Below are 19,094 nucleotides of genomic sequence, written 5' to 3'. Positions count from 1 at the left end.
ACGGCCCGTTCATAGCACGCGAAAAGGGGGTCAGACGAACTCGTGCCGCACGATGGTCTGCTCCCGGCCCGGACCGACGCCGATCGCCGAGATCCGCGCGCCAGAGAGCTCTTCGAGCCGCTCGACGTAGGCCCGCGCGTTCGACGGCAGCTCTTCGAAGGTGCGGCAGCCCGAGATGTCCTCGAACCAGCCCGGCAGCTCTTCGTAGATCGGCAGCGCGTGGTGGACGTCGGTCTGCGTCATCGGCATGTCGTACGTGCGGAACCCGTCGACCTCGTAGCCGACGCACACCGGCACCTTCTCCAGGCCGGACAGCACGTCCAGCTTGGTGAGGAAGTAGTCGGTGATGCCGTTGACCCGCACCGCGTAGCGCGCGATGACCGCGTCGAACCAGCCGGTGCGCCGCGAGCGGCCGGTGGTGACGCCGAACTCGCCGCCCTGTTTGCGCAGGTACTCGCCGGATTCGTCGTCCAGCTCGGTCGGGAACGGGCCGGAACCGACGCGGGTGGTGTAGGCCTTGAGGATGCCCAGCACGGTGTCGATCTTGCCGGGGCCGATGCCCGAACCCGCGCTCGCGCCGCCGGAGGTCGGGTTCGACGACGTCACGAACGGATAGGTCCCGTGGTCGACGTCGAGCAGCGTGCCCTGCGAGCCTTCGAGCAGCACGGTCTCGCCGCGTTCGAGGGCCTGGTTGAGCTGAAGGCGCGTGTCGGCGATGCGGTGCGCGAACTTCTCGCCCGCGGCCAGCACCTCGTCGGCGACCTGGTTCGCGTCCAGCGCCTTGCGGTTGTAGACCTTGACCAGCACCTGGTTCTTGAACTCCAGTGCCGACTCGACCTTCTGCCGGAAGATCTTCTCGTCGAGCAGGTCCTGCACGCGGACGCCGACGCGGGCGATCTTGTCCTGGTAGCAGGGGCCGATGCCGCGGCCGGTGGTGCCGATCTTGCGGCTGCCGAGGTAACGCTCGGTGACCTTATCGATCGCCACGTGGTACGGCATGATCAAGTGCGCGTCGGCGGAGATCAGCAGCTTGCTGGTGTCGACGTCGCGTTCCTCCAGCCCCGCGAGCTCGTCGAGCAGCACGCCCGGGTCGATGACGACGCCGTTGCCGATGACGTTGGTGACGCCCGGCGTGAGGATCCCGGACGGGATGAGGTGGAGGGCGAAGTTCTGCCCGTCGGGAAGGACTACGGTGTGGCCCGCGTTGTTACCGCCTTGGTAACGCACGATCCACTGGACGCGGTCGCCGAGCAGGTCGGTGGCCTTGCCCTTGCCCTCGTCCCCCCATTGGGCCCCGATCAGCACGATGGCCGGCATGTGACACTCCAGGTGTTCGGCGACTTGTGGTTTGGCGCTGGTAAATGCCGGTGCATGAGCGTAACGGAGGGCCTTCGGGTGCGCGGAATAGTGGTGGTCTGTCCCGAGGGCGAGCCCACACTCCCGGAGATCGACGACGTCGAAATGGTGCACGTCCCGAGCCGCCCAGGCAAGGCGGATATCGATCCCTTGCTGGGGGAACACGATCATCTCGTGGTCGCGGGCACCGACGCCGACCTCGCGGCGGTCGCACTGCGGCTGTTACGAAAAGAACAGCTCTCGGGCGTGTCGCTCGGCTTCGTGCCGTCGTCGCCGGACTCCGACGTCGCCCGGATCTGGAGCCTGCCGACGCAGCCACTGCGTGCACTCTCGCTCGCGCTGCGCGGCGAGGTCGACCCGGTGCCGCTGATCCGCGACGACACCGGCGGGGTGCTGGTCGGACGCGGGGTGATCGGGATGATCCGCGGCGTGGCCTACTGCGACGAGCACACCGTCCTGCGCGGGCCCGCGCGCTCGATCGAGGTCGAGCCGGACACGAGCGGTCCGGGGCTGATGGTGCGGGTGACCAAGGGGACGCTGTTCAAGCGGCCGTCGACGCAGTACGCGCGGGCGTTCCAGCTCGGCTGCATCCCGACGCGGCCCAGCAGCGACGGCGTCGCCCATCCGCGGGCCATGAGCCGATGGACCTGGTACCGGCACACGGAGGATCTCCGGCTGGTCCGTGGGCTCGAGTAGGCCATTCGGCTCAGAACCATCAGCTGGACTTTCCGAAGATTTTTCGGTGACGGACACCCTGTCCTACCTGCTCGTGACACCCTCCGTTCACGAATAGCCAGCAGAGTGTCATCCGATGGTGTTGCGTGGGTCATATCGGTGCCGCATGGTGACCAGGTCCCCAAACCTGACACGGAGGCAGCAATATGCCAACTGCGCTTGCTGTTCGTCGCTCCTTCACCGTTCTCGCCGTCTCGGCGATCGTCTCCGCGGGCGTGGTGGGTGTCGCCGAAGCGACACCCCCGGGCATCCCGTCGGCGGACACCGCCAAGTCCCAGCTCGCCTCGCTGACCGTCAAACCGGACGGTTCGTCGACCGGGTACAGCCGCGACAAGTTCCCGCACTGGTCCGACCAGGGCAACAGCTGCAACACCCGTGAGGTCGTGCTGAAGCGGGACGGCACGAACGTTCAGCAGGACAGCAGTTGCGCCGCCGTCTCCGGCAGCTGGTTCAGCCCCTATGACGGCGCCACCTGGCGCGCGGCGTCCGATGTGGACATCGACCACGTCGTCCCGCTGGCCGCCGCCTGGCGCACCGGCGCGTCTTCGTGGACCACCGCGCAGCGGCAGGCGTTCGCGAACGACCTCAGCTCGCCGCAGCTGATCGCCGTCACCGACAACGTCAACCAGGAGAAGGGCGACAAGTCGCCGGACGCCTGGAAGCCGCCGACCGTCGGCTACTGGTGCACCTACGCGAAGATGTGGACCACGGTGAAGTACAAGTACAAGCTGAGCATCAAGTCTGCGGAGAAGACCGCGCTGACGGACATGCTCAACCGCTGCTAGACCCCGTAAGTACATGAAGGCCCCCTTCCTTGCGCCTAGGTACATGAAGGGGGCCTTCACGTACTTTCACCGCTGTCAAGCGGAAAGGTGGGACGTTTCGCGGACTGGGAGCCGGGCTCAGCATATGGGCGGTGCTCAAGGCCGTGATTAGCGTGATTCGGGCAGGCGCAAGAGAAAGCGCCCCCCGTTCCCCGCTGGAGGCCACCCGGTGTCCCGTACCGCCGCCACTTCCTTACTCGCGCTCACCGCCCTCGTCGTCACTGCTTGCTCTTCCGCGGGTGGCGCGACGGGTGACGCCGGGCCGCCCAAACCCGGTGGCACGCTGCGACTCGGGATCTCCTCGAGCCCAGACTGCATCGACCCGCAACAGGTCGGCACCAACGCTTCGCTCAACGTCGGCCGTCAGCTGGTCGATTCGCTGACCGATCAAGACCCGGCCACCGGCGAGCTCAAGCCATGGCTGGCCGAAAAATGGGAGAGCAACACGGATTCGACCGCGTTCACCTTCCACCTGCGCGACGGCGCGACCTTCTCCGACGGCAGCCCGGTCGACGCCGCGGCGGTCAAGACGAGCTTCGACGCGATCAAGGCGCTCGGCCCGAAATCGCAGCTCGGCTCGGGCTATCTGGCCGTCTACAAGGGAACGACGGTCGTCGATCCGAAGACGGTGAAGATCGAGTTCTCCGTGCCCAGCGCAACAGTTCCTGCAGGCCAGCTCGACGATGTCGCTCGGCGTCCTCGCGCCCGCCGCGTACAAGAAGACCGCCGACCAGCGCTGCCAGGGCGACGGCCTGATCGGCTCCGGCCCGTTCGTTTTCGAGAGCCTGAAACAGAACCAGGAGATCGTCCTGGCGAAACGCAAGGGCTACAACTGGGGGTCGTCGCTGTTCAAGCACCAGGGCGAGGCGTATCTCGACAAGATCGCCTACAAGATCGTGCCGGAACCCGGGGTGCGCACCGGAAGTCTCGCGTCCGGGCAGCTCGACGCCATCACCGACGTCCAGCCGGTCGACGAACCGCAGTTCACCGGCAACGGCTTCGCCGAGCCCACGCGCCCGAACCCCGGCATCGTGTTCAACCTGCACGCCAACGTCACCAAGGGCGTGCTCACCGACGAGAAGGTCCGCCAGGCGGTGGTCAAGGGCATCAACCGGCCCGAGGTCACGAACACCGTGCTGACCCCGAACTACAAGCCCGCCACCAGCATCCTCGGCTCGGCGACACCGTTCCACACCGACCTTTCCCCGCTGCTCGCCTACGATCCGGCCGGCGCCACGGCGCTGCTGGAAAGCGCGGGCTGGCTCCCCGGACCCGACGGGATCCGCACCAAGAACGGGCAGCGGCTGACCGCGAAGGTCGTCTTCTCCCTGGTTTTCAACCAGAACAAGAGCGTGCTCGAACTCGTCCAGCAGCAGTTGCGCAAGATCGGCTTCGACCTTCGGATCGAGCAGCGCACGACGGCCGAGACCGTGCAGATCACGCAGAGCGGGAACTACGAGTACCTCTGGTACAACACCACCCGCGCCGACCCGGACATCCTGCGCAACCTGTTCTCCACCAAGGCGAACAACCGCAGCAAGCTGTCCGCGGGCAACCCGGTCGACGCGCCGCTCGACGCACAGTCGTCCACTGTGGACCCGGCGAAACGCAAGCCCGCGGCCGAGGAGGCACAGCGCGCGATCATCGAGCACGGCTACTCGGCGCCGGTGTTCGAGCTGACCCAGGTGCTTGCGCACGGACCGAACGCGCACGGCATCGGTTTCGAGGCGTCGTCGCGGCTTCAGCTGTTCGACGCCTGGGTGTCCGGCTCGTGACACGGTATCTGCTGCGGCGGATCCTGCAGGCGGTTTTCGTGCTGTGGGCCGCCTTCACCGTGTCGTTCGTGATCCTCTACCTCCTGCCGGGTGACGCGGTCAGCGCGAAGCTCGGCGGAGGTGAGGCCGGCCTTTCGGTGACACCGGAGCAACTGGCCGCGGCGAAGGCGGAGTACGGACTCGACGATCCGTTGCCACTGCAGTACGGAAAGCGGCTGCTCGCGGCTTTGCAAGGCGACTTCGGCCGTTCGATCGCCACCGGGGACGACGCCACGAACATGGTCGTCTCGGCCCTGCCGCCGACGCTGGCGGTGACCGGCTTCGCCCTGGTGCTCGCGATCCTGTTCGGCGGCGGGATCGCGTTCGCCGGCACCCTCACGCGGCACCGCTGGCTGGGCAATCTCCTGCTCGCGTTGCCGCCGCTGGGGATCTCGTTGCCACCGTTCTGGGTCGGGCTGCTGCTCATCCAGTTCTTCTCCTTCCAGCTCAGGCTGTTGCCCGCGCTGGGTTCGAACGGCTTCGAGTCGCTGATCCTGCCCGCGATCACACTCGCCATCCCGACCGGCGCGATCATCGGTCAGGTGCTGGCGAAGAGCCTCCGCACGCAGCTCGCCGAGCCGTACGCCGAGATCGCGCTGGCGAAAGGGGCGAGCCGATCGAGAGTCCACTTCGGACATTTACTGCGCAACGCGGCGGTGCCCACGCTCACCATCGCCGGCGTGGTCGCCGGGAACCTGATCGCGGGTTCGGTGATCACCGAGACGGTGTTCTCCCGCGACGGCCTCGGCCGCGTGACGTCGTCGGCGGTGACCGCGCAGGACATCCCGGTGGTGCAGGCGGTCATCGTGCTCGCGGCGCTGGTGTTCGTGGTGATCAACTTGCTCGTCGACCTCGTCTATCCCCTGCTCGACCCGCGGATCCGACACCGGGAGACGGCCGATGCCTGACGTTCTCGTGCGCACCGGGCGGAAGCCGGGCCTGATCCTCGCGATCGCCGTCCTGGCCTTCGCCCTGCTGTCGGCGGTCGCCCCCGGCCTGTTCACCGGACAGGATCCGCTCGCCGGCGTCCCCGCTGAGAAGATGCAAGGCCCGTCGCTCGGCCATCTCTTCGGTACCGACGAGACCGGGCGCGACATCTTCGCGCGGGTGGTCCACGGCTCCGCGCTTTCGTTGCAGGCGACCGTGATCGCCGTCGTCGTCGCGCTCGTCGCCGGTTCCGCGCTCGGCCTGCTCGCCGGGTTCCGCGGCGGCGCCCTCGATTCGGCGATCATGCGCTGCGTCGACGTCCTGCTGGCGATCCCGTCGATTCTCCTTTCGCTGGCACTGGTCACCGCACTCGGCTTCGGGACGACCAATGTCGCGATCGCGGTCGGCGTCGCGAACCTCGCGCAGTTCGCCCGGCTGATGCGGGCCGAAGTACTGCGTGTCCGCAGTGGCGTGTTCGTCGAGGCGGCCCGAGCGGGCGGCGTGCGCTGGACCGGAGTGCTCGGACGGCACGTGCTGCCCAACGCGCTCGGCCCGGTGCTCGCGCTCGCGACGCTCACCTTCGGCACGGCGGTGCTGGAGGTGTCCGCGCTGAGCTTCCTCGGCTACGGCGCCACCCCGCCGACCCCGGAATGGGGCTCGCTGGTGGCGGGCGGCCGCGGCTTCCTCGCCACCGCCTGGTGGATGACGACATTCCCCGGGCTCACCGTCGCGGCCGTGGTGCTGTCGGCGAACCGGCTGTCCAGAGCGATCGAAGGAGACGTGCGGTGAGCGAACTGCTGACCATCCGCGATCTCGCGGTTTCCTACAAGTCCGTGCCCGCTGTGGACGGTGTCTCGCTTTCCGTCCACAAGGGACAGATCGTCGCGGTGGTCGGCGAGTCCGGCTCCGGCAAGAGCACGACGGCGCACGCGGCGATCGGGCTGCTGCCGCGTGGCGGGCGCATCGACCGCGGCGAGATCACCTTCGACGGCCGCGACCTCACGAAACTCGCCGACCGCGCTTGGCGTTCGGTGCGCGGCCGCGAGATCGCGCTGGTCCCCTAGGATCCGACCGTGTCGCTCAACCCCGTGCACCGGATCGGCGATCAGGTCGCGGAAGTGCTGCTGATCCACGGTCTGGCCGACAAACGAAGCGCGGGCGCGGAGGCGGTGAAACTGCTGCGCAAGGCCGGGATCGCCGATCCGGAGACGCGGGCGCGGCAGTATCCGCACGAGCTGTCCGGCGGGCTCCGGCAGCGTGCGCTGATCGCCGCCGCGCTCGCCGGACGGCCGAAGTTGATCATCGCCGACGAACCGACCAGCGCGCTCGACGTCACCGTGCAGCGACAGATCCTCGACCATCTCGAAGAACTCGCCGCCGAAGCGGGCACCGCCGTCCTGCTGATCACCCACGACCTCGGTGTCGCCTCGGATCGCGCGTCGCGGATCGTCGTGCTGTCCCAGGGGAGTGTCGTCGAGGAAGGCACGACCGGAGAGATCCTCGCCGCACCCTCACAGAAATACACGCGGGATCTGCTCGCCGCCGCACCAAGCCTGTCCGACACCCCGTTGCGGGAGCCGAAACCGCCGTCGTCCGACGTCCTGGTGTCGGTCCGTGACCTCGGCAAAACCTTCGGAACCGTCCGTGCCGTCGACGGTGTTTCGTTCGACATCGCCCGCGGCCGGACGCTCGCGCTGGTCGGCGAATCCGGTTCGGGCAAGTCGACCACCGCGCGGATGATCCTGCGGCTGGAGACGCCGACCGACGGCGTCGTCGAGTTCGACAGCGAGGACATCACCGCGCTGCGCGGCGAGGAGCTGCGGCGGCTGCGGCGCCGGTTCCAGCTGGTGTACCAGAACCCGTACGCGTCGCTGAACCCGAAGTTCAGCATCGAGGACGTCATCTCCGAGCCGTTGCGCGCGTTCGGCGTCGGCACGAAGGCGGAACGCCGGGCGCGGGCGGCCGAGCTGGTCGACCAAGTCGCCCTGCCGTCTTCGGTGTTGAAGCGGAAGCCGGCCGAATTGTCCGGCGGCCAGCGGCAACGCGCGGCCATCGCGCGGGCGCTCGCCCTGCGCCCGGAGCTGATCGTCGCCGACGAACCGGTGTCCGCGCTGGACGTCTCGGTGCAGGCGCAGATCCTGCGGTTGCTCGCCGATCTGCAGGACGAACTCGGCCTGACGTATCTGTTCATCTCGCACGACCTCGCCGTGGTCCGGCAGATCGCGGACACCGTCGGCGTGCTGCGCGGCGGCGCGCTCGTCGAACTCGGCCCCGCTCAGGACGTCCTCGAACGGCCGAGCGCGGACTACACCCGGGAGCTGCTCGCCGCCATCCCCGGCCGGAAACCCTTGGAGACACGATGAAGTTCGGACTCTTCTCCCTGGTCGCCAACCATCCCGACCCGGTGACCGGCGCGCCCCCGACCCAGCACGAACGCCTGCGCCGGGTCGTCGACGAGGCGATCTTCGCCGAGGAACTGGGCTTCGACGCGTACGGCGTCGGCGAGCGGCACGGCGAGCCGTTCCTCTCCTCGGCTCCGCCGGTGATCCTCGCGGCGGTCGCGGAACGCACGAAACGTGTCCGGCTGCTGACCACCCTGACCGTGATCAGCGTGCTCGACCCGGTCCGCGTCGCCGAGGACTACGCGACGCTCGACCAGCTTTCCGGCGGGCGGCTGGAACTCATGATCGGGAAGGGCAACGATCCGCGGCATTTCCCGCTGTTCGGCCTCGAAGAAGACCGGCAATGGGAGTACCAGGCGGAGAAGTTCGCCCTGCTGCGCCGCCTGTTCCTGGAGGAGGGCGTGACGTGGGACGGCGAGTTCCGCACGCCACTGACCGACGTCACGACGCAGCCGCGTCCCTTTCACGCGCGGCCGCGGATCTGGCACGGGAGCGCGTCGAGTACCGAATCGACCGAGCTGGCGGCGAAGTTCGGCGATCCGCTGTTCACCGCGAACGGCTTCCATCCCAAGAAGAAGTACGCGGACCTGATCGACCACTACCGGCGGCGCTGGGTGGATTACGGCCACGATCCGGCGGACGCGCTCGTCGGTTCGGGCACGGGCGGGCTCTATGTCGCCAAGACGTCGCAGGAGGCGCTGGACGGATACCGGCCGTACTTCGAAGCGCTGATGAAGACACCCGCGTATCAGCACAACAAGTCGGAGTTCACCACGTTGGAGGACAAGATCACCGGAGGTTCCGCCCTTGTCGGAAGCCCTGAGCAGGTGATCGACAAGATCGGCGATTACCACGCGTCGTTCGGACACGAGGTGCAGGCGGTGTCGGTCGACGGGTTGGAAGCCGGGGAGGCGCGAGACGTCCTGGAGCTCTTCGCCGCCGACGTCGTCCCGATCGTGCGGAAAGAACTGCCCTCGCGCGTCTGGGAAAGCTAGTAGCTTCGAGGAGGTGCGCATCCTCTTCACGTGCCGCCCCGCCTACGGCCACCTGTACCCGTTGATGCCCTTGGCGATCGCCGCCCGCGACGCCGGACACGAAGTGGTCTTCGGGACCGGCGCGGCCTTCCTGGACAAGGTCCGCTCGCTCGGCTTCGACGCGCACGAGGTCGGGATCTCGATCCAGGACGCCGTCGACCAGGCCGAAGGGGACGCGCTCGAGGCCATCTTCACCGCCTTCGCCGACATCCTGCCGCAGGCGACGATCGCCGACCTGACCCCGCTGCTCCCCACGCTCCGGCCGGATCTGGTCGTCTACGAGATGAGCGACGCCGGCGCGGCGGCCGCCGCCCGCCGGGCCGGGATCCCGGTGGTGTCCCACGTGATCGGGCGGTCGATGCCCGCCGAGCTGATGGCCGCCGCCGCGCACCGGTTCGCACCGCTGTGGGACGGCAACCCGCCTGCCGACCTCATGCTGGGCGACGCCGGGATCGACGTGTGGCCGGATGTCGTCCGCGACCCGGTGGCGAGCTCGCTGCCGACGGTCTTCCGGCTCCGGCCGGTGCCGTGGAACGAACCGGGCACGGTGCCGTCGTGGCTCGACGGACGCGACCGACCCCTCGTCTACCTGACGCTGGGCACCGTCGCCTTCGGCGCCACCGGCGTACTGCGCGCCGCGATCGACGGCCTCTCGCGGCTGCCGGTGGACGTCCTGGTCGCCCGCGGCCCGGGTGACCCCGCCGAATTCGGCGGCCTGCCACCGAACGTCCACGTGACCGGCTTCGTGCCGCAGTCCGAAGTGCTTCCGCGCGCGGATCTGGTGGTGCACCACGGCGGCACCGGGACCGTGCTCGGCGCGCTTTCGGCGGGTCTGCCGCAGCTGGTGCTGCCGCAGGGCGCGGACCAGTTCGTCAACGCGGAAACGCTGGAGACGGCCAACGCCGGGCGGGCGCTGACCGGCGACGAGGTGACCGCGGACGTCGTCGAGGAGAGGGCCAAGACCCTCCTCGACGACGCCCGCGTGCGCGAGGTGGCGGCGAGGGCCCGTCACGAGATCGCCGCCATGCCCGCGCCGTCGGAGGTCGTCCGGCGGCTGGAGGAGTTCGCCGTTCACGCGTGATCGGAGGCGGAACTCGCGTGATTGGAAGCGTGACTCGCGTGATCAGACGCCGCACACGTGAGTTCCGCCTCCAATCACGTGAGTTCCGCCTTCAATCACGCGAGTCACGCCTCCGTCCTGACCAGTTTCAGGATCTCCCGCGCGACGACGTCGTTCTGCCGGAACGGGAGCGCGTTGGTCCGCGGCCGGGTGAACGCCCCCGCCGACCGCGCCGACGTATGCGGCCCGAGCGCGAAGCGGCGCGGATGCGGGCGGCCCTCGCCGTCGAGTATCCGGCCGTCGGAGACGCGGGTGTGGATACGGCCGGCGAGCAGCCTCTCGCCGGTGACCGGGTCGAGGACGGCTTCCTCGCCGAGCGCGCCGCTGTCCCGCAACTGTCGCAAAAGGACATCGGACGCCCTGGTGACGCTCGGCTCCGGAAGCCGAGCCTCGACAAGGGTCCGCGCCTCGGTCTCGCCGGGGAAGCTCGCACCCGAGGCGACGAAAGCGCGGCGTTCCTCGTCGGCCGATATGCGCATTTCCGCGCCCAAGAAGTGCACCAGCCCCGCTTCCTGGAGCGCGAGCAGTTCTTCGAGCCGTCGCGGCGGCGGCCCGCTGGCGAAGTAGGAGAAGAACCCGAGAAACCATCCGTCCAAATCGGACAGTCGAGACACCGCGTCGAGCCGTCCGGTCTGCACCAGCGCCGGAAGCTGCCCCATCACGGAAAGCAGCGCCATGAAGGCACCCAGATCCGCGCTGTACTCGACGTCCGCCCGGCGGCTCAAGTCCGCCTCGACGTACTCACGCAACTCCTTGCCGTACTCCTCGGCGGTGCCGAATTCGGCGCCGGCCATCGGCCTGTCGAGCTTGCCGAGATCCAGCCGATCGTCCGGCGCCGGAACCGCCCGTGCCACCAGCGCGCCGAGCTCGCCGGGCGCGGCGTCCGCGAAAGCGTCGGCGAAGACGGCGAAGTCCATCCGCACCCGCTCGGGGTGGGCGGTGAACAGTTCGCTGTAGTACGCCCACGCGATCTCCTTCGAGATCAGCGGCCACACGTCGCGGCGGAAGTCGATCGGGCCGGGCACCTCGCAGAGCTTCCCGATCGCGTAGGCGTCGAAGAACTTGGGCAACCGCAAGGGTTTCCCGCGCAGCCGGTAGCCGATCTTCGAGTGGTACGGCACGCCGCGGCGCGAACCGACGTGCAGCACGGGCTCGGCACCGCTGGGGTGGTACTTCAGCCCGCCGCACACCTGCTCTTCGAACCGGCCGCCGCGGCCTTCGGTCAGCAGCAGCATCAGATCGACGAACGCGAGGCCGAAACCGCGTACCAGCACGGTTTCCCCCGGTCCGATCGCCGAGTAGTCGACGTCGGCGGTGTAGCCTGCCGGGAAGTACGCGAGGTCGTGCCGGGCGGCGAAATCGGCGAGTGCGGTCTCGTGTTCGTCCGGTTCGGCGTCGAGATGCCCGACGGTGAACAAGACCGCGTCCACGGCGAGGGGTTCCGCCCGGTCCTCCAGCCAGAGCGACTGCGGATCGCCGTCCTCCAGCCGTACCGCGCGGGTCCGGTGCTCGACGATCTCGATCCCGGCCGGGAGGCCGGCGCGTACCTCGCGGTGGAACCAGGCGAGATACGCGCTCTGCAGCCGTCGCGTCGGGAAGTGATCGCTTTGCAGCGCCTCGAGTTCGGCCCGCAGGCTTGCGTCGACGTCCGCGTCGAGCGCGCCCTCGCGAACCAGCCTCGCCCACTCGATCAGCGAAGGCCCGGGGCGGATCGGCCCGTCGATCTCCACGGTCTCGTCGGTGAACACGGTGACGTCTTCGGGCATGGAGTTCATCCGCAGCAACGGTGACTGTTCATAACGCCAGACCCGTCCGGCCCCGGCGGGAAAGGGATCGACGAGATGCACCAACAGCCGCCGCCCGCCGAGGAGCTCGGCGGCGTTGGCGCCGAGCCGTTCGAGCACGCCAACCCCACGTGGACCGGCGCCGACCACCGCGAGCACGTAGGGAAGGTCTGCGGTACCCACGAAGCCGAAGCTACGCCGGGATTCCCGGCCGTGTGCGGGTTCTCAAGGAGCGGAACCCGTTGCCACGGCGAGGAACCGGCGGGACTACACACTGCGCCTCGCGCGGGCGCACGAGGAATTCGGCTGGGACCGGGTGCTGTTCGCGTACGGTTCCAGCGGTCCGGACCCGGCGCAGGCGGCGGCATACGTCGCGTCGAAGCTCGACAAGCTCCAGATCCTGCTGGCACACCGGCCGAACGTCTCGTACCCGACCTTCGCGGCGAAGACGTTCGCCACGCTGGACCAGCTCTCGGACGGGAAGCTCACGGTCCACTTCATCACCGGCGGCAGCGACCACGAGCAGCAGCGCGAAGGCGACTACCTCACGAAGGACGAGCGCTACTCACGCACGCGCGAGTACATCCAGATCGTGAAGCGGGCTTGGACGTCCGAAGAGCCCTTCGACCACGAAGGCGAGCACTACCGCTTCGCCGACTTCGTCCTCAACGTCCGGCCTGTGCAACAGCCACGACCTGGCGTCTCGTTCGGTGGCTCGTCTCCGGCGGCGTACGCGGCGGGCGGTGCCGAAGCGGACATCTTCTGCCTCTGGGGCGAGCCCCTCGCGCAAACGGCCGAGCAGATCGAGTCCGTCAAGGCCGCGGCGAAGGCCGCCGGGCGGACCGACGTCCCGCGCATCCAGGTCGCGTTCCGCCCGATCATCGCGCCGACCGAGGAGCTCGCCTGGGAGAAGGCGTATCGCACGGTCGACGCGATCAAGGCCCGCACGAGCGGTGGTCAGCAGCTGACCCGGCGGCATTCGCTCACGAATCCGGAGAACACCGGCTCGCAGCGGCTCCTCGCGGTCGCCGCCGAGGGCGAACGGTTCGACCGGGCGCTGTGGACCCCGACGGCGGCCGCGACCGGCGGCGCGGGCAATTCCAACGCCCTGGTCGGCACGCCCGAAACGGTCGCGCAGGCCCTGCTCGACTACTACGACCTCGGCGTCGACATCCTTTCCGCCCGCGGCTACGACATGCTCGGCGACACGATCGACTTCGGCCGTCACGTCATCCCGATCGTGCGCGAAGAGGTCGCCAAGCGCGACGCGGCTTCGGCCCGCGAGGTACTCGCCGTCGACGGCTGAACGGTCACTCCACCGGATGGCGGTCCGGTCATCCATTCGGCGCACTACGCCGGCCGCCCCGGATCGCTCCGGCCGTCGCGGAGCGGAGTCGAAACCCGTTCGGTGCCGGGCGGTGCGGGGCCGCGCGCGGACCGCCGTCGCGATACGGCATCCCCGCCCCGGGTGACGCCGTTCTGACCTCCTTTCCCGGCGAAAAGCCCGAAACGACCCAAAAGTGCTGGTCTGAACCGCGTTACCGGTCACCGGGACATCTTCTCGGGCGGCCGGTCATCCACGAAAAAGATCTCCAACTCCAGAAACCCGGCGAAAGAACCTAGCCAATCACCAACAGTCAGGAGACACTTACGTGAACGAATGACGCTTCGTGACGAGCTCGTGACCGCGTTACTCTCGGTCACGAGTTTCTCGCGTAATAAGGACCCTATTGGGGGCAACATGGCTTCGGCCGGACGGGTCACTTACCGAGAGGTGTTCGGTGTAGCCGAGTTCCGTTCGCTCTGGTTCGCCGAGCTGTTTTCGATCTTCGGTGATCAACTCGCCAGGGTAGCCCTCTCCGTCCTCGTCTTCACCGAAACCCGCTCCGCGACCCTGACCGGCCTCACCTACGCGCTGACCTACGCCCCGTCACTGCTCGGCGGCATCTTCCTCACCGGCTTCGCGGACCGGTTCCCCCGGCGGACCGTGATGGTGGTCGTCGACCTGCTGCGGGCCTTGCTGATCGCGCTGGTCGCGGTGCCGGTACTGCCGTTCTGGGTGCTGTGCGTCCTCGTCGGCGGCGTCTCGCTGCTGAACCCGCCGTTCAAGGCGGCCCAGCTGGCCCTGCTGCCGCAGATCCTCGAAGGCGACCGGTTCGTCGTCGGCATGGCGATCCGCAGTATGACCGTCCAATCCGCGCAGCTGGCGGGATTCGCCGGCGGCGGGCTCCTGCTGACCGCGCTCGAACCCCATCTCGCCCTCGCGCTGGACGCGGTCACCTTCGTGATCTCGGCGCTGTTCGTCCGGTTCGGGCTCAAGTCGCGTCCGGCCGCGGCGTCGGGAGAGAAGCGAAAGTCGTTCTTCGCGTCGATCGGCTCGGGCGGCAAGATCGTCTTCGCCAGCTCCGGGCTGCGCGCGTTGCTGCTGTTCACCTGGCTGATGGGCCTGCTGCCGGTTTACGAGGGCATCGCGGCGCCCTACGTCGCCTCGTCGGGCGGTGGCCCCGAGATCATCGGCCTGCTGCTGGCCGCCGATCCGATCGGCAGCGTGATCGGGGCGTTCATCTATTCACGCTGGGTGCCGGCGCACGTCAGACCGAAACTGATCGGGCCGCTTTCGGCGCTGACCGCGCTCCCGCTGCTGCTGTGCTTCCTGCAGCCGGGACCGCTGTCGTCGATCGTGTTGTTCGTGTTCTGCGGCGGCTTCGGCACGGTGGCGCTCATGCAGGCGACCGCGTCGCTGACGCTGGCCGTGCCGGACGAGAGCCGGGCACAGGTCATGGGGCTGTCGAACACCGGGTTGACCACGACGATGGGCGTGAGTCCCCTGATCGGCGGCATCCTGGCGGACCAGGTGGGCCCTCAGTCGACCGTGGGCGTCTTCGGGCTTGCGGGATTGGTGCTGACCGTCCCGCTCGCGCTGAGCTGGTTCCGGAACCTCAGCCGTGACCCGGATCGGTGGCAGGAAAAAGACGCCGCACGCGCAGAACATTGAGGTGTTCCACGCGCCGGCCCGATCGCGCGGACGTCTGGCGCGCGCCCCAGTTCACTGATCCCTACCGGCCATCGCTGGCACCTTTCCCTCGACCTCTCAGAGAAAAGTACACACCTAGGGAGCTTGTCGACAGCCCGCAAGTCGGTAGAAGCTGTCCGTAAGTAGGGGGTTTCGGAGAATGACGCAAGAGTCAGGGGGAAAGATGATCACATCGGAGGAACGCGCTGGACATCGTTCGGCTCTCACGGTAGCGACGTGGGAGCTGTGGAAGAGGCCTAAACACTGGATCGCCTACACCGGGCTGTCCGTCGCGACGATGCTGGCACTGACGGGGGTCTTCGCCGCATCCATCGCCATCACGTCTTCGCAGGTCCTGCTGTGTTTCCTGCTCGCCGGGCTCGCCATCGCGCACACCGAGGCGACCCGCCGGATCGAACGCCAGCGGCGCAGCATGAGCGTCACCCCGCATATCAACATGACCTCGGTCTGGGTGTTGCCGGGCGCGATCCTGCTTCCGCCGCAGTTGACCGCGCTTCTCGTAACCGTGATCTATCTTCACCTCGGATACCGCAGTTGGGCGGGCCTTCACACGGTCAACCCCCACCGAACTGTGGCGAACGCCACATCGATGACGCTGACCGCGTTCGCCGCATGGGCGACCGTGCAGATCGTCGGCGCCGACACGGCGTCGGTGACGGCGATCTGCGCCGCGAGCATCGCCTTCTTCCTGACGAACGCCGTCTTCACCGGCACCGGCCTGTACTTCGCGGCACCCAAGAAGGCGACCGTCCAGACGCTCCTCGGCTCTTGGGACGACAACATCCTCGAAGCCTCCACGGTCTGCATCGGCGCGCTCGTGCTCGCCGTCCTGCCGCATCAGCCGGTGCTGGTGCTGCTCGTCTTCCTGCCGCTGTACCTGCTGCAGCGTTCGGTGCTGATCAAGCAGCTGGAAGAACTCGCCACCACCGACCAGAAGACCCAGCTCCTCAACGCCACCACCTGGCAGCAGGGCGCCGTCCGCGAGGTCTCCCGCGCCGAGCGCGAGAACGGCCAGTTCGGCGCGCTGATGATCGACCTCGACCACTTCAAGAGCATCAACGACACGTACGGCCACCTGGCGGGCGACGACGTGCTCAAGGGCGTCGCGGCGCTGGTCAAGGCCGAAACCCGGACGCAGGACCTCGCCGGCCGCTTCGGCGGTGAGGAGTTCGTCGTGCTCCTGACCTCGTCTTCGAAGCAGGAGTCCGTCGCGGTCGCCGAGCGGATCCGGCAGCGGATCAGCGAAATGGTCATCAAGACCCAGGACAACGAGGGCAACGCCGTGGTCATCGAGCAGCGGACGGCGTCGGTCGGCGTCGCGACGTACCCGCTCGACGGCCGGACGATCGACGAGGTCATGGCGTCGGCGGACGCGTCGGTCTACGCGGCGAAACGGAACGGCCGCAACCGCGTCGTCTCGTCACCGGATCTCGCTTCGGTCGCCGAAGCAACCCTGGAGGCCGTCGCGGCCTAACGCAGCCTTTCCATCACGTCGGCGGCCGTGGTCCGGAGCCGGACGACGCCGCCGACGGTGAATTCGGTGAGCAGGTCGATGAGCGCGTCCGCGTCGGGCGGCTCACCGTCCCAGCTCGCCTGGACGAGCGCCTCGGTCATCGCGAAGAACAGCGTGACCAGCGCCTTGTCCGCGCGGCCGGAGTCGACGCCGTGGCGTGCCCAGCGCTGACGGCTCGCCTCGGTGTAGACGGCCGCCAGCCGTTCCCGAAGCCGGGTGAGGGCCGGGTCGCCCATGCGCTCCGCTTCGCGCAACACGGGGAACGCGTCGGGGTTCGCCGCGACGAAGGCGAACATGTTGGCGTAGTTGGCGCGGGCCCAGGACCGGAGCTCGGGCTGCGAGAGGTCGAGGGCGGGCGCGCCGATCGCCTCGAAAGCGCGTTCCTCGATGTCCGCGACGACCTGGGCGAACAACGTCGTGCGATCACCGAACTGCTCGTAGACGGCCTGGCGGGACACTCCCGCGCGACGGGCGATCTGCTCGATCGTCGCGGCCTGGGCGCCGTGCACCGCGAAGACGCCTGCCGCCGACCCCAGTACCCGCGCCCGTTGCTCGCCGATCGGGAGTTTGCGGGGTCTCCCTCGCGGCGCCGGACTTGACATTGTGCGCCACCTCACTGACTCTCTTTTTCGACACGTCTGTCGAAAATGTTTGTGCTCAACGAGGAGCAAGCATGCGTCCAGGATCCCGGCGCGGTGTGTCCGCCGCCGTCTCAGCGGCCACCATCGCGGCCCTGCTGACCTTCGGGGCACCGCAGGCCGGCGCCGCCCCGTCCTTCTACGATCCCCCGTCGCCACTGCCCGCGGGTGCTCCCGGCGACATCATCCGGCACGAGCCGTCCACCTTCTACGTCGATCCCGTCAAACTCATCAAGGCCGACGCGGACGTCCAGCGGATCATGTACCGCAGCACCGACACCCACGGCCGGGCCAACGCCGTGACCGGCACCGTCCTCACCCCGAAGAAGGCGTGGACCGGCGCGGGCGAGCGGCCGCTCGTCGGCTACGCGGCCGGGACGCAGGGCGTCGGCGACCAGTGCGCGCCGTCGAAAGCCCTCGCTGCGGGCATGGAGTACGAAGGGCCCTTCATCGCCGGGCTGCTGCTTCGCGGCTACGGCGTCGTCGTCACCGACTACGAAGGCCTCGGCACTCCCGGCGTCCACACGTACGTCAACCGAGTCGCCGAGGGCAACGCCGTCCTCGACTCGATCCGCGCGGCACAGCGCCTGCCCGAAGCGAACCTGCCGGACAACGGCCCGGTCGCGACCGCGGGCTACTCGCAGGGCGGCGGGGCGTCGGCGTCGGCCGCCGAACTCCAGCCGTCCTACGCGCCCGAGCTCAAGCTGAAGGGCTCGTACGCGGGCGCTGTCCCGGCCGACCTGGCTGAAGTCGGCAAGAACATCGACGGGCACTACGCCTTCGGGTTCCTCGGATTCACGCTGGTCAGCATGGACGCGGCGTACCCGGAGCTGAACATCCCGTCCGTGCTGAACGCGAAGGGCGTCGAAGCGTTCGAGAAGGTCAAGCAGGAGTGCACGGGGGACGCGATCTTCGCGCACGCGTTCACGCAGTCGAAGGACCTGACGAAGGACGGCCGGCCGCTGACCGCGTACCTCGGCGAAGAGCCGTACAAGACGCGAGTCGGCGAGCAGCTCATCGGAGCGCGTAAGCCGGGCGCTCCGACGCTGGTCGTCCACAGTGCTCTCGACGACATCGTCCCCTACGCGCAGGGGCGGACCATGGCGCGCTCTTGGTGCGAGAAGGGCGCGAAGGTGCAGTTCTCGACTTCGCTGGTTCCGACGCACGTGGGCGGGGCGATCCGGGCGTTCCCGGAGGCTTTCGCTTGGCTTGAGGGTCGCTTCGCGGGGCTGCCGGCCTTCGGGAACTGCGGCCTCTTCTAGTGCCATGAACGGTCCGTTCCTTGCAAAATTTGCAAGGAACGGACCGTTCATAGCGCGCTACTTGAGGCCGGTGGCTTCCGCGGCGGCCGGGTCCGAGTCGCTCAGGAAGGTCTTGCAGCGGTCGTACTCCTCGGTCTCGCCGATCTTGCCGGCGGCCTTGCCGAGGACGGCGAGGGAACGCAGGAAACCCTGGTTCGGGCGGTGCGACCACGGCACCGGCCCGTGTCCCTTCCAGCCCGCGCGGCGAAGCTGGTCGAGACCGCGGTGGTAACCGGTGCGGGCGTACGCGTACGCGGCGACGGTCTCGCCCGCGTCGAGCGCCTTCTCGGCGAGGGCGGCCCACGCCTCGCTGTAGTCGGGGTGCTCGGCGGCGACGGCGGCGGGATCGGTCCCGGCGTCCAGCGCCGCCTGCGCGGCGGTTTGCTCGGGGAGATGCGTCGGCTGGGGGCCGAGGAGGTTCGTCATACCGGCCATTGTGCAGACCGTGTGTGACTAGAAGAACAGGCTCCCGAGAATGCCCCCACCGGCCAGCACCAGAGCGGCGACGAGGACCGCCGCGACGAGTCGTTTCGGCATCATGGCGGCACACCTTGCCCTGCTTCGCACGCCGATCGCAAATCCACCACCCCTACGGGTGAACCCCGATTTTCG

At 68.5% G+C, this 19,094-nt stretch carries 13 protein-coding genes and 3 pseudogenes; 12 read left to right on the top strand and 4 right to left on the bottom strand.

All coding sequences use genetic code 11. The features are described 5' to 3' along the window. Window positions 1-30: 30 nt before the first annotated feature. Window positions 31-1,317: an adenylosuccinate synthase gene (locus tag AVR91_RS00780; RefSeq protein ID WP_063275396.1), complete on the bottom strand. Its 1,287-nt coding sequence runs from the start codon at window positions 1,315-1,317 to the stop codon at window positions 31-33. 54 nt (window positions 1,318-1,371) lie between these two features. Here AVR91_RS00780 and AVR91_RS00775 point away from each other — a divergent pair, with 54 nt between their 5' ends. From AVR91_RS00775 to AVR91_RS00740, 8 genes and pseudogenes are all read left to right on the top strand, one after another. Beyond that, complete coding sequence (locus tag AVR91_RS00775) at window positions 1,372-2,052, top strand: hypothetical protein (protein WP_228709094.1); 681 nt, start codon at window positions 1,372-1,374, stop codon at window positions 2,050-2,052. Between the two features lie 185 nt (window positions 2,053-2,237). Further along, entirely contained in the window at window positions 2,238-2,876 is a 639-nt protein-coding gene (locus AVR91_RS00770; protein WP_063275394.1) for a GmrSD restriction endonuclease domain-containing protein, read from the top strand. Window positions 2,877-3,084: 208 nt separating this feature from the next. Further along, window positions 3,085-4,690 (top strand): annotated as a pseudogene (locus tag AVR91_RS00765) (ABC transporter substrate-binding protein). After that, window positions 4,687-5,637, top strand: coding sequence for an ABC transporter permease (locus AVR91_RS00760; RefSeq protein ID WP_016338083.1), 951 nt, complete (start codon window positions 4,687-4,689; stop codon window positions 5,635-5,637). The pseudogene AVR91_RS00765 and the gene AVR91_RS00760 overlap by 4 nt, the downstream one beginning before the upstream one ends. Beyond that, window positions 5,630-6,445 carry an ABC transporter permease gene (locus tag AVR91_RS00755; RefSeq protein WP_063275393.1) on the top strand — a complete coding sequence of 272 codons (816 nt, stop codon included), beginning with the start codon at window positions 5,630-5,632 and terminating at the stop codon, window positions 6,443-6,445. The genes AVR91_RS00760 and AVR91_RS00755 overlap by 8 nt, the downstream gene beginning before the upstream one ends. Then, window positions 6,442-8,019 (top strand): annotated as a pseudogene (locus AVR91_RS00750) (dipeptide ABC transporter ATP-binding protein). Before AVR91_RS00755 ends, AVR91_RS00750 begins: the two are co-directional and overlap by 4 nt. Next, window positions 8,016-9,053, top strand: a complete 1,038-nt coding sequence (locus AVR91_RS00745; protein ID WP_063275392.1) for an LLM class flavin-dependent oxidoreductase — start codon at window positions 8,016-8,018, stop codon at window positions 9,051-9,053. Before AVR91_RS00750 ends, AVR91_RS00745 begins: the two are co-directional and overlap by 4 nt. A gap of 13 nt (window positions 9,054-9,066) precedes the next feature. Continuing rightward, on the top strand, window positions 9,067-10,173 hold the full coding sequence (locus tag AVR91_RS00740; RefSeq protein WP_063275391.1) for a glycosyltransferase: 1,107 nt from the start codon (window positions 9,067-9,069) through the stop codon (window positions 10,171-10,173). 104 nt (window positions 10,174-10,277) lie between these two features. Here AVR91_RS00740 and AVR91_RS00735 read toward each other — a convergent pair whose 3' ends face one another. Further along, window positions 10,278-12,179 (bottom strand): FAD/NAD(P)-binding protein, encoded by a 1,902-nt coding sequence (locus AVR91_RS00735; protein WP_063275390.1) that lies wholly within the window; start codon window positions 12,177-12,179, stop codon window positions 10,278-10,280. A gap of 55 nt (window positions 12,180-12,234) precedes the next feature. Between AVR91_RS00735 and AVR91_RS00730 the strand changes: the two are divergent. The 3 genes and pseudogenes from AVR91_RS00730 to AVR91_RS00720 form a co-directional block, all read left to right on the top strand. Next, a pseudogene (locus AVR91_RS00730) lies at window positions 12,235-13,302 on the top strand (LLM class flavin-dependent oxidoreductase); the annotation flags it as partial. A gap of 435 nt (window positions 13,303-13,737) precedes the next feature. Beyond that, a complete protein-coding gene (locus AVR91_RS00725) occupies window positions 13,738-14,991 on the top strand; it encodes an MFS transporter (protein ID WP_016338090.1) in 1,254 nt (417 codons plus the stop codon). A 202-nt stretch (window positions 14,992-15,193) separates the two neighbouring features. Next, window positions 15,194-16,504 (top strand): GGDEF domain-containing protein, encoded by a 1,311-nt coding sequence (locus tag AVR91_RS00720; RefSeq protein ID WP_083715315.1) that lies wholly within the window; start codon window positions 15,194-15,196, stop codon window positions 16,502-16,504. Here AVR91_RS00720 and AVR91_RS00715 read toward each other — a convergent pair. Further along, window positions 16,501-17,145, bottom strand: coding sequence for a TetR/AcrR family transcriptional regulator (locus AVR91_RS00715; RefSeq protein ID WP_063275389.1), 645 nt, complete (start codon window positions 17,143-17,145; stop codon window positions 16,501-16,503). The two genes, AVR91_RS00720 and AVR91_RS00715, sit on opposite strands and share 4 nt — an antisense overlap. Before the next feature lie 71 nt (window positions 17,146-17,216). Between AVR91_RS00715 and AVR91_RS00710 the strand changes: the two genes are divergently transcribed. Next, a complete protein-coding gene (locus tag AVR91_RS00710; RefSeq protein WP_063275388.1) occupies window positions 17,217-18,443 on the top strand; it encodes a lipase family protein in 1,227 nt (408 codons plus the stop codon). Window positions 18,444-18,500: 57 nt separating this feature from the next. Here the strand turns inward: AVR91_RS00710 and AVR91_RS00705 are convergent, their stop codons facing one another. Next, entirely contained in the window at window positions 18,501-18,908 is a 408-nt protein-coding gene (locus AVR91_RS00705) for a DUF3151 domain-containing protein (protein ID WP_063275408.1), read from the bottom strand. Window positions 18,909-19,094 lie beyond the last annotated feature (186 nt).

The sequence above is a fragment of the Amycolatopsis keratiniphila subsp. keratiniphila genome (genome assembly GCF_001620365.2).
Taxonomy (GTDB): domain Bacteria; phylum Actinomycetota; class Actinomycetes; order Mycobacteriales; family Pseudonocardiaceae; genus Amycolatopsis; species Amycolatopsis keratiniphila.
The sequence above is the reverse complement of the archived record's forward strand: the minus strand, read 5'-3'. Positions and strand labels throughout refer to the sequence as shown.

Bases quoted from the DNA above. Each gene is read 5' to 3' on its own strand.
- AVR91_RS00775 (WP_228709094.1), top strand. From the start codon at position 1,372: ATGAGCGTAACGGAGGGCCTTCGGGTGCGCGGAATAGTGGTGGTCTGT.
- AVR91_RS00720 (WP_083715315.1), top strand. From the start codon at position 15,194: ATGATCACATCGGAGGAACGCGCTGGACATCGTTCGGCTCTCACGGTA.
- AVR91_RS00715 (WP_063275389.1), bottom strand. From the start codon at position 17,145: ATGTCAAGTCCGGCGCCGCGAGGGAGACCCCGCAAACTCCCGATCGGC.
- AVR91_RS00780 (WP_063275396.1), bottom strand. From the start codon at position 1,317: ATGCCGGCCATCGTGCTGATCGGGGCCCAATGGGGGGACGAGGGCAAG.
- AVR91_RS00710 (WP_063275388.1), top strand. From the start codon at position 17,217: ATGCGTCCAGGATCCCGGCGCGGTGTGTCCGCCGCCGTCTCAGCGGCC.
- AVR91_RS00745 (WP_063275392.1), top strand. From the start codon at position 8,016: ATGAAGTTCGGACTCTTCTCCCTGGTCGCCAACCATCCCGACCCGGTG.
- AVR91_RS00755 (WP_063275393.1), top strand. From the start codon at position 5,630: ATGCCTGACGTTCTCGTGCGCACCGGGCGGAAGCCGGGCCTGATCCTC.
- AVR91_RS00770 (WP_063275394.1), top strand. From the start codon at position 2,238: ATGCCAACTGCGCTTGCTGTTCGTCGCTCCTTCACCGTTCTCGCCGTC.
- AVR91_RS00705 (WP_063275408.1), bottom strand. From the start codon at position 18,908: ATGACGAACCTCCTCGGCCCCCAGCCGACGCATCTCCCCGAGCAAACC.
- AVR91_RS00725 (WP_016338090.1), top strand. From the start codon at position 13,738: ATGGCTTCGGCCGGACGGGTCACTTACCGAGAGGTGTTCGGTGTAGCC.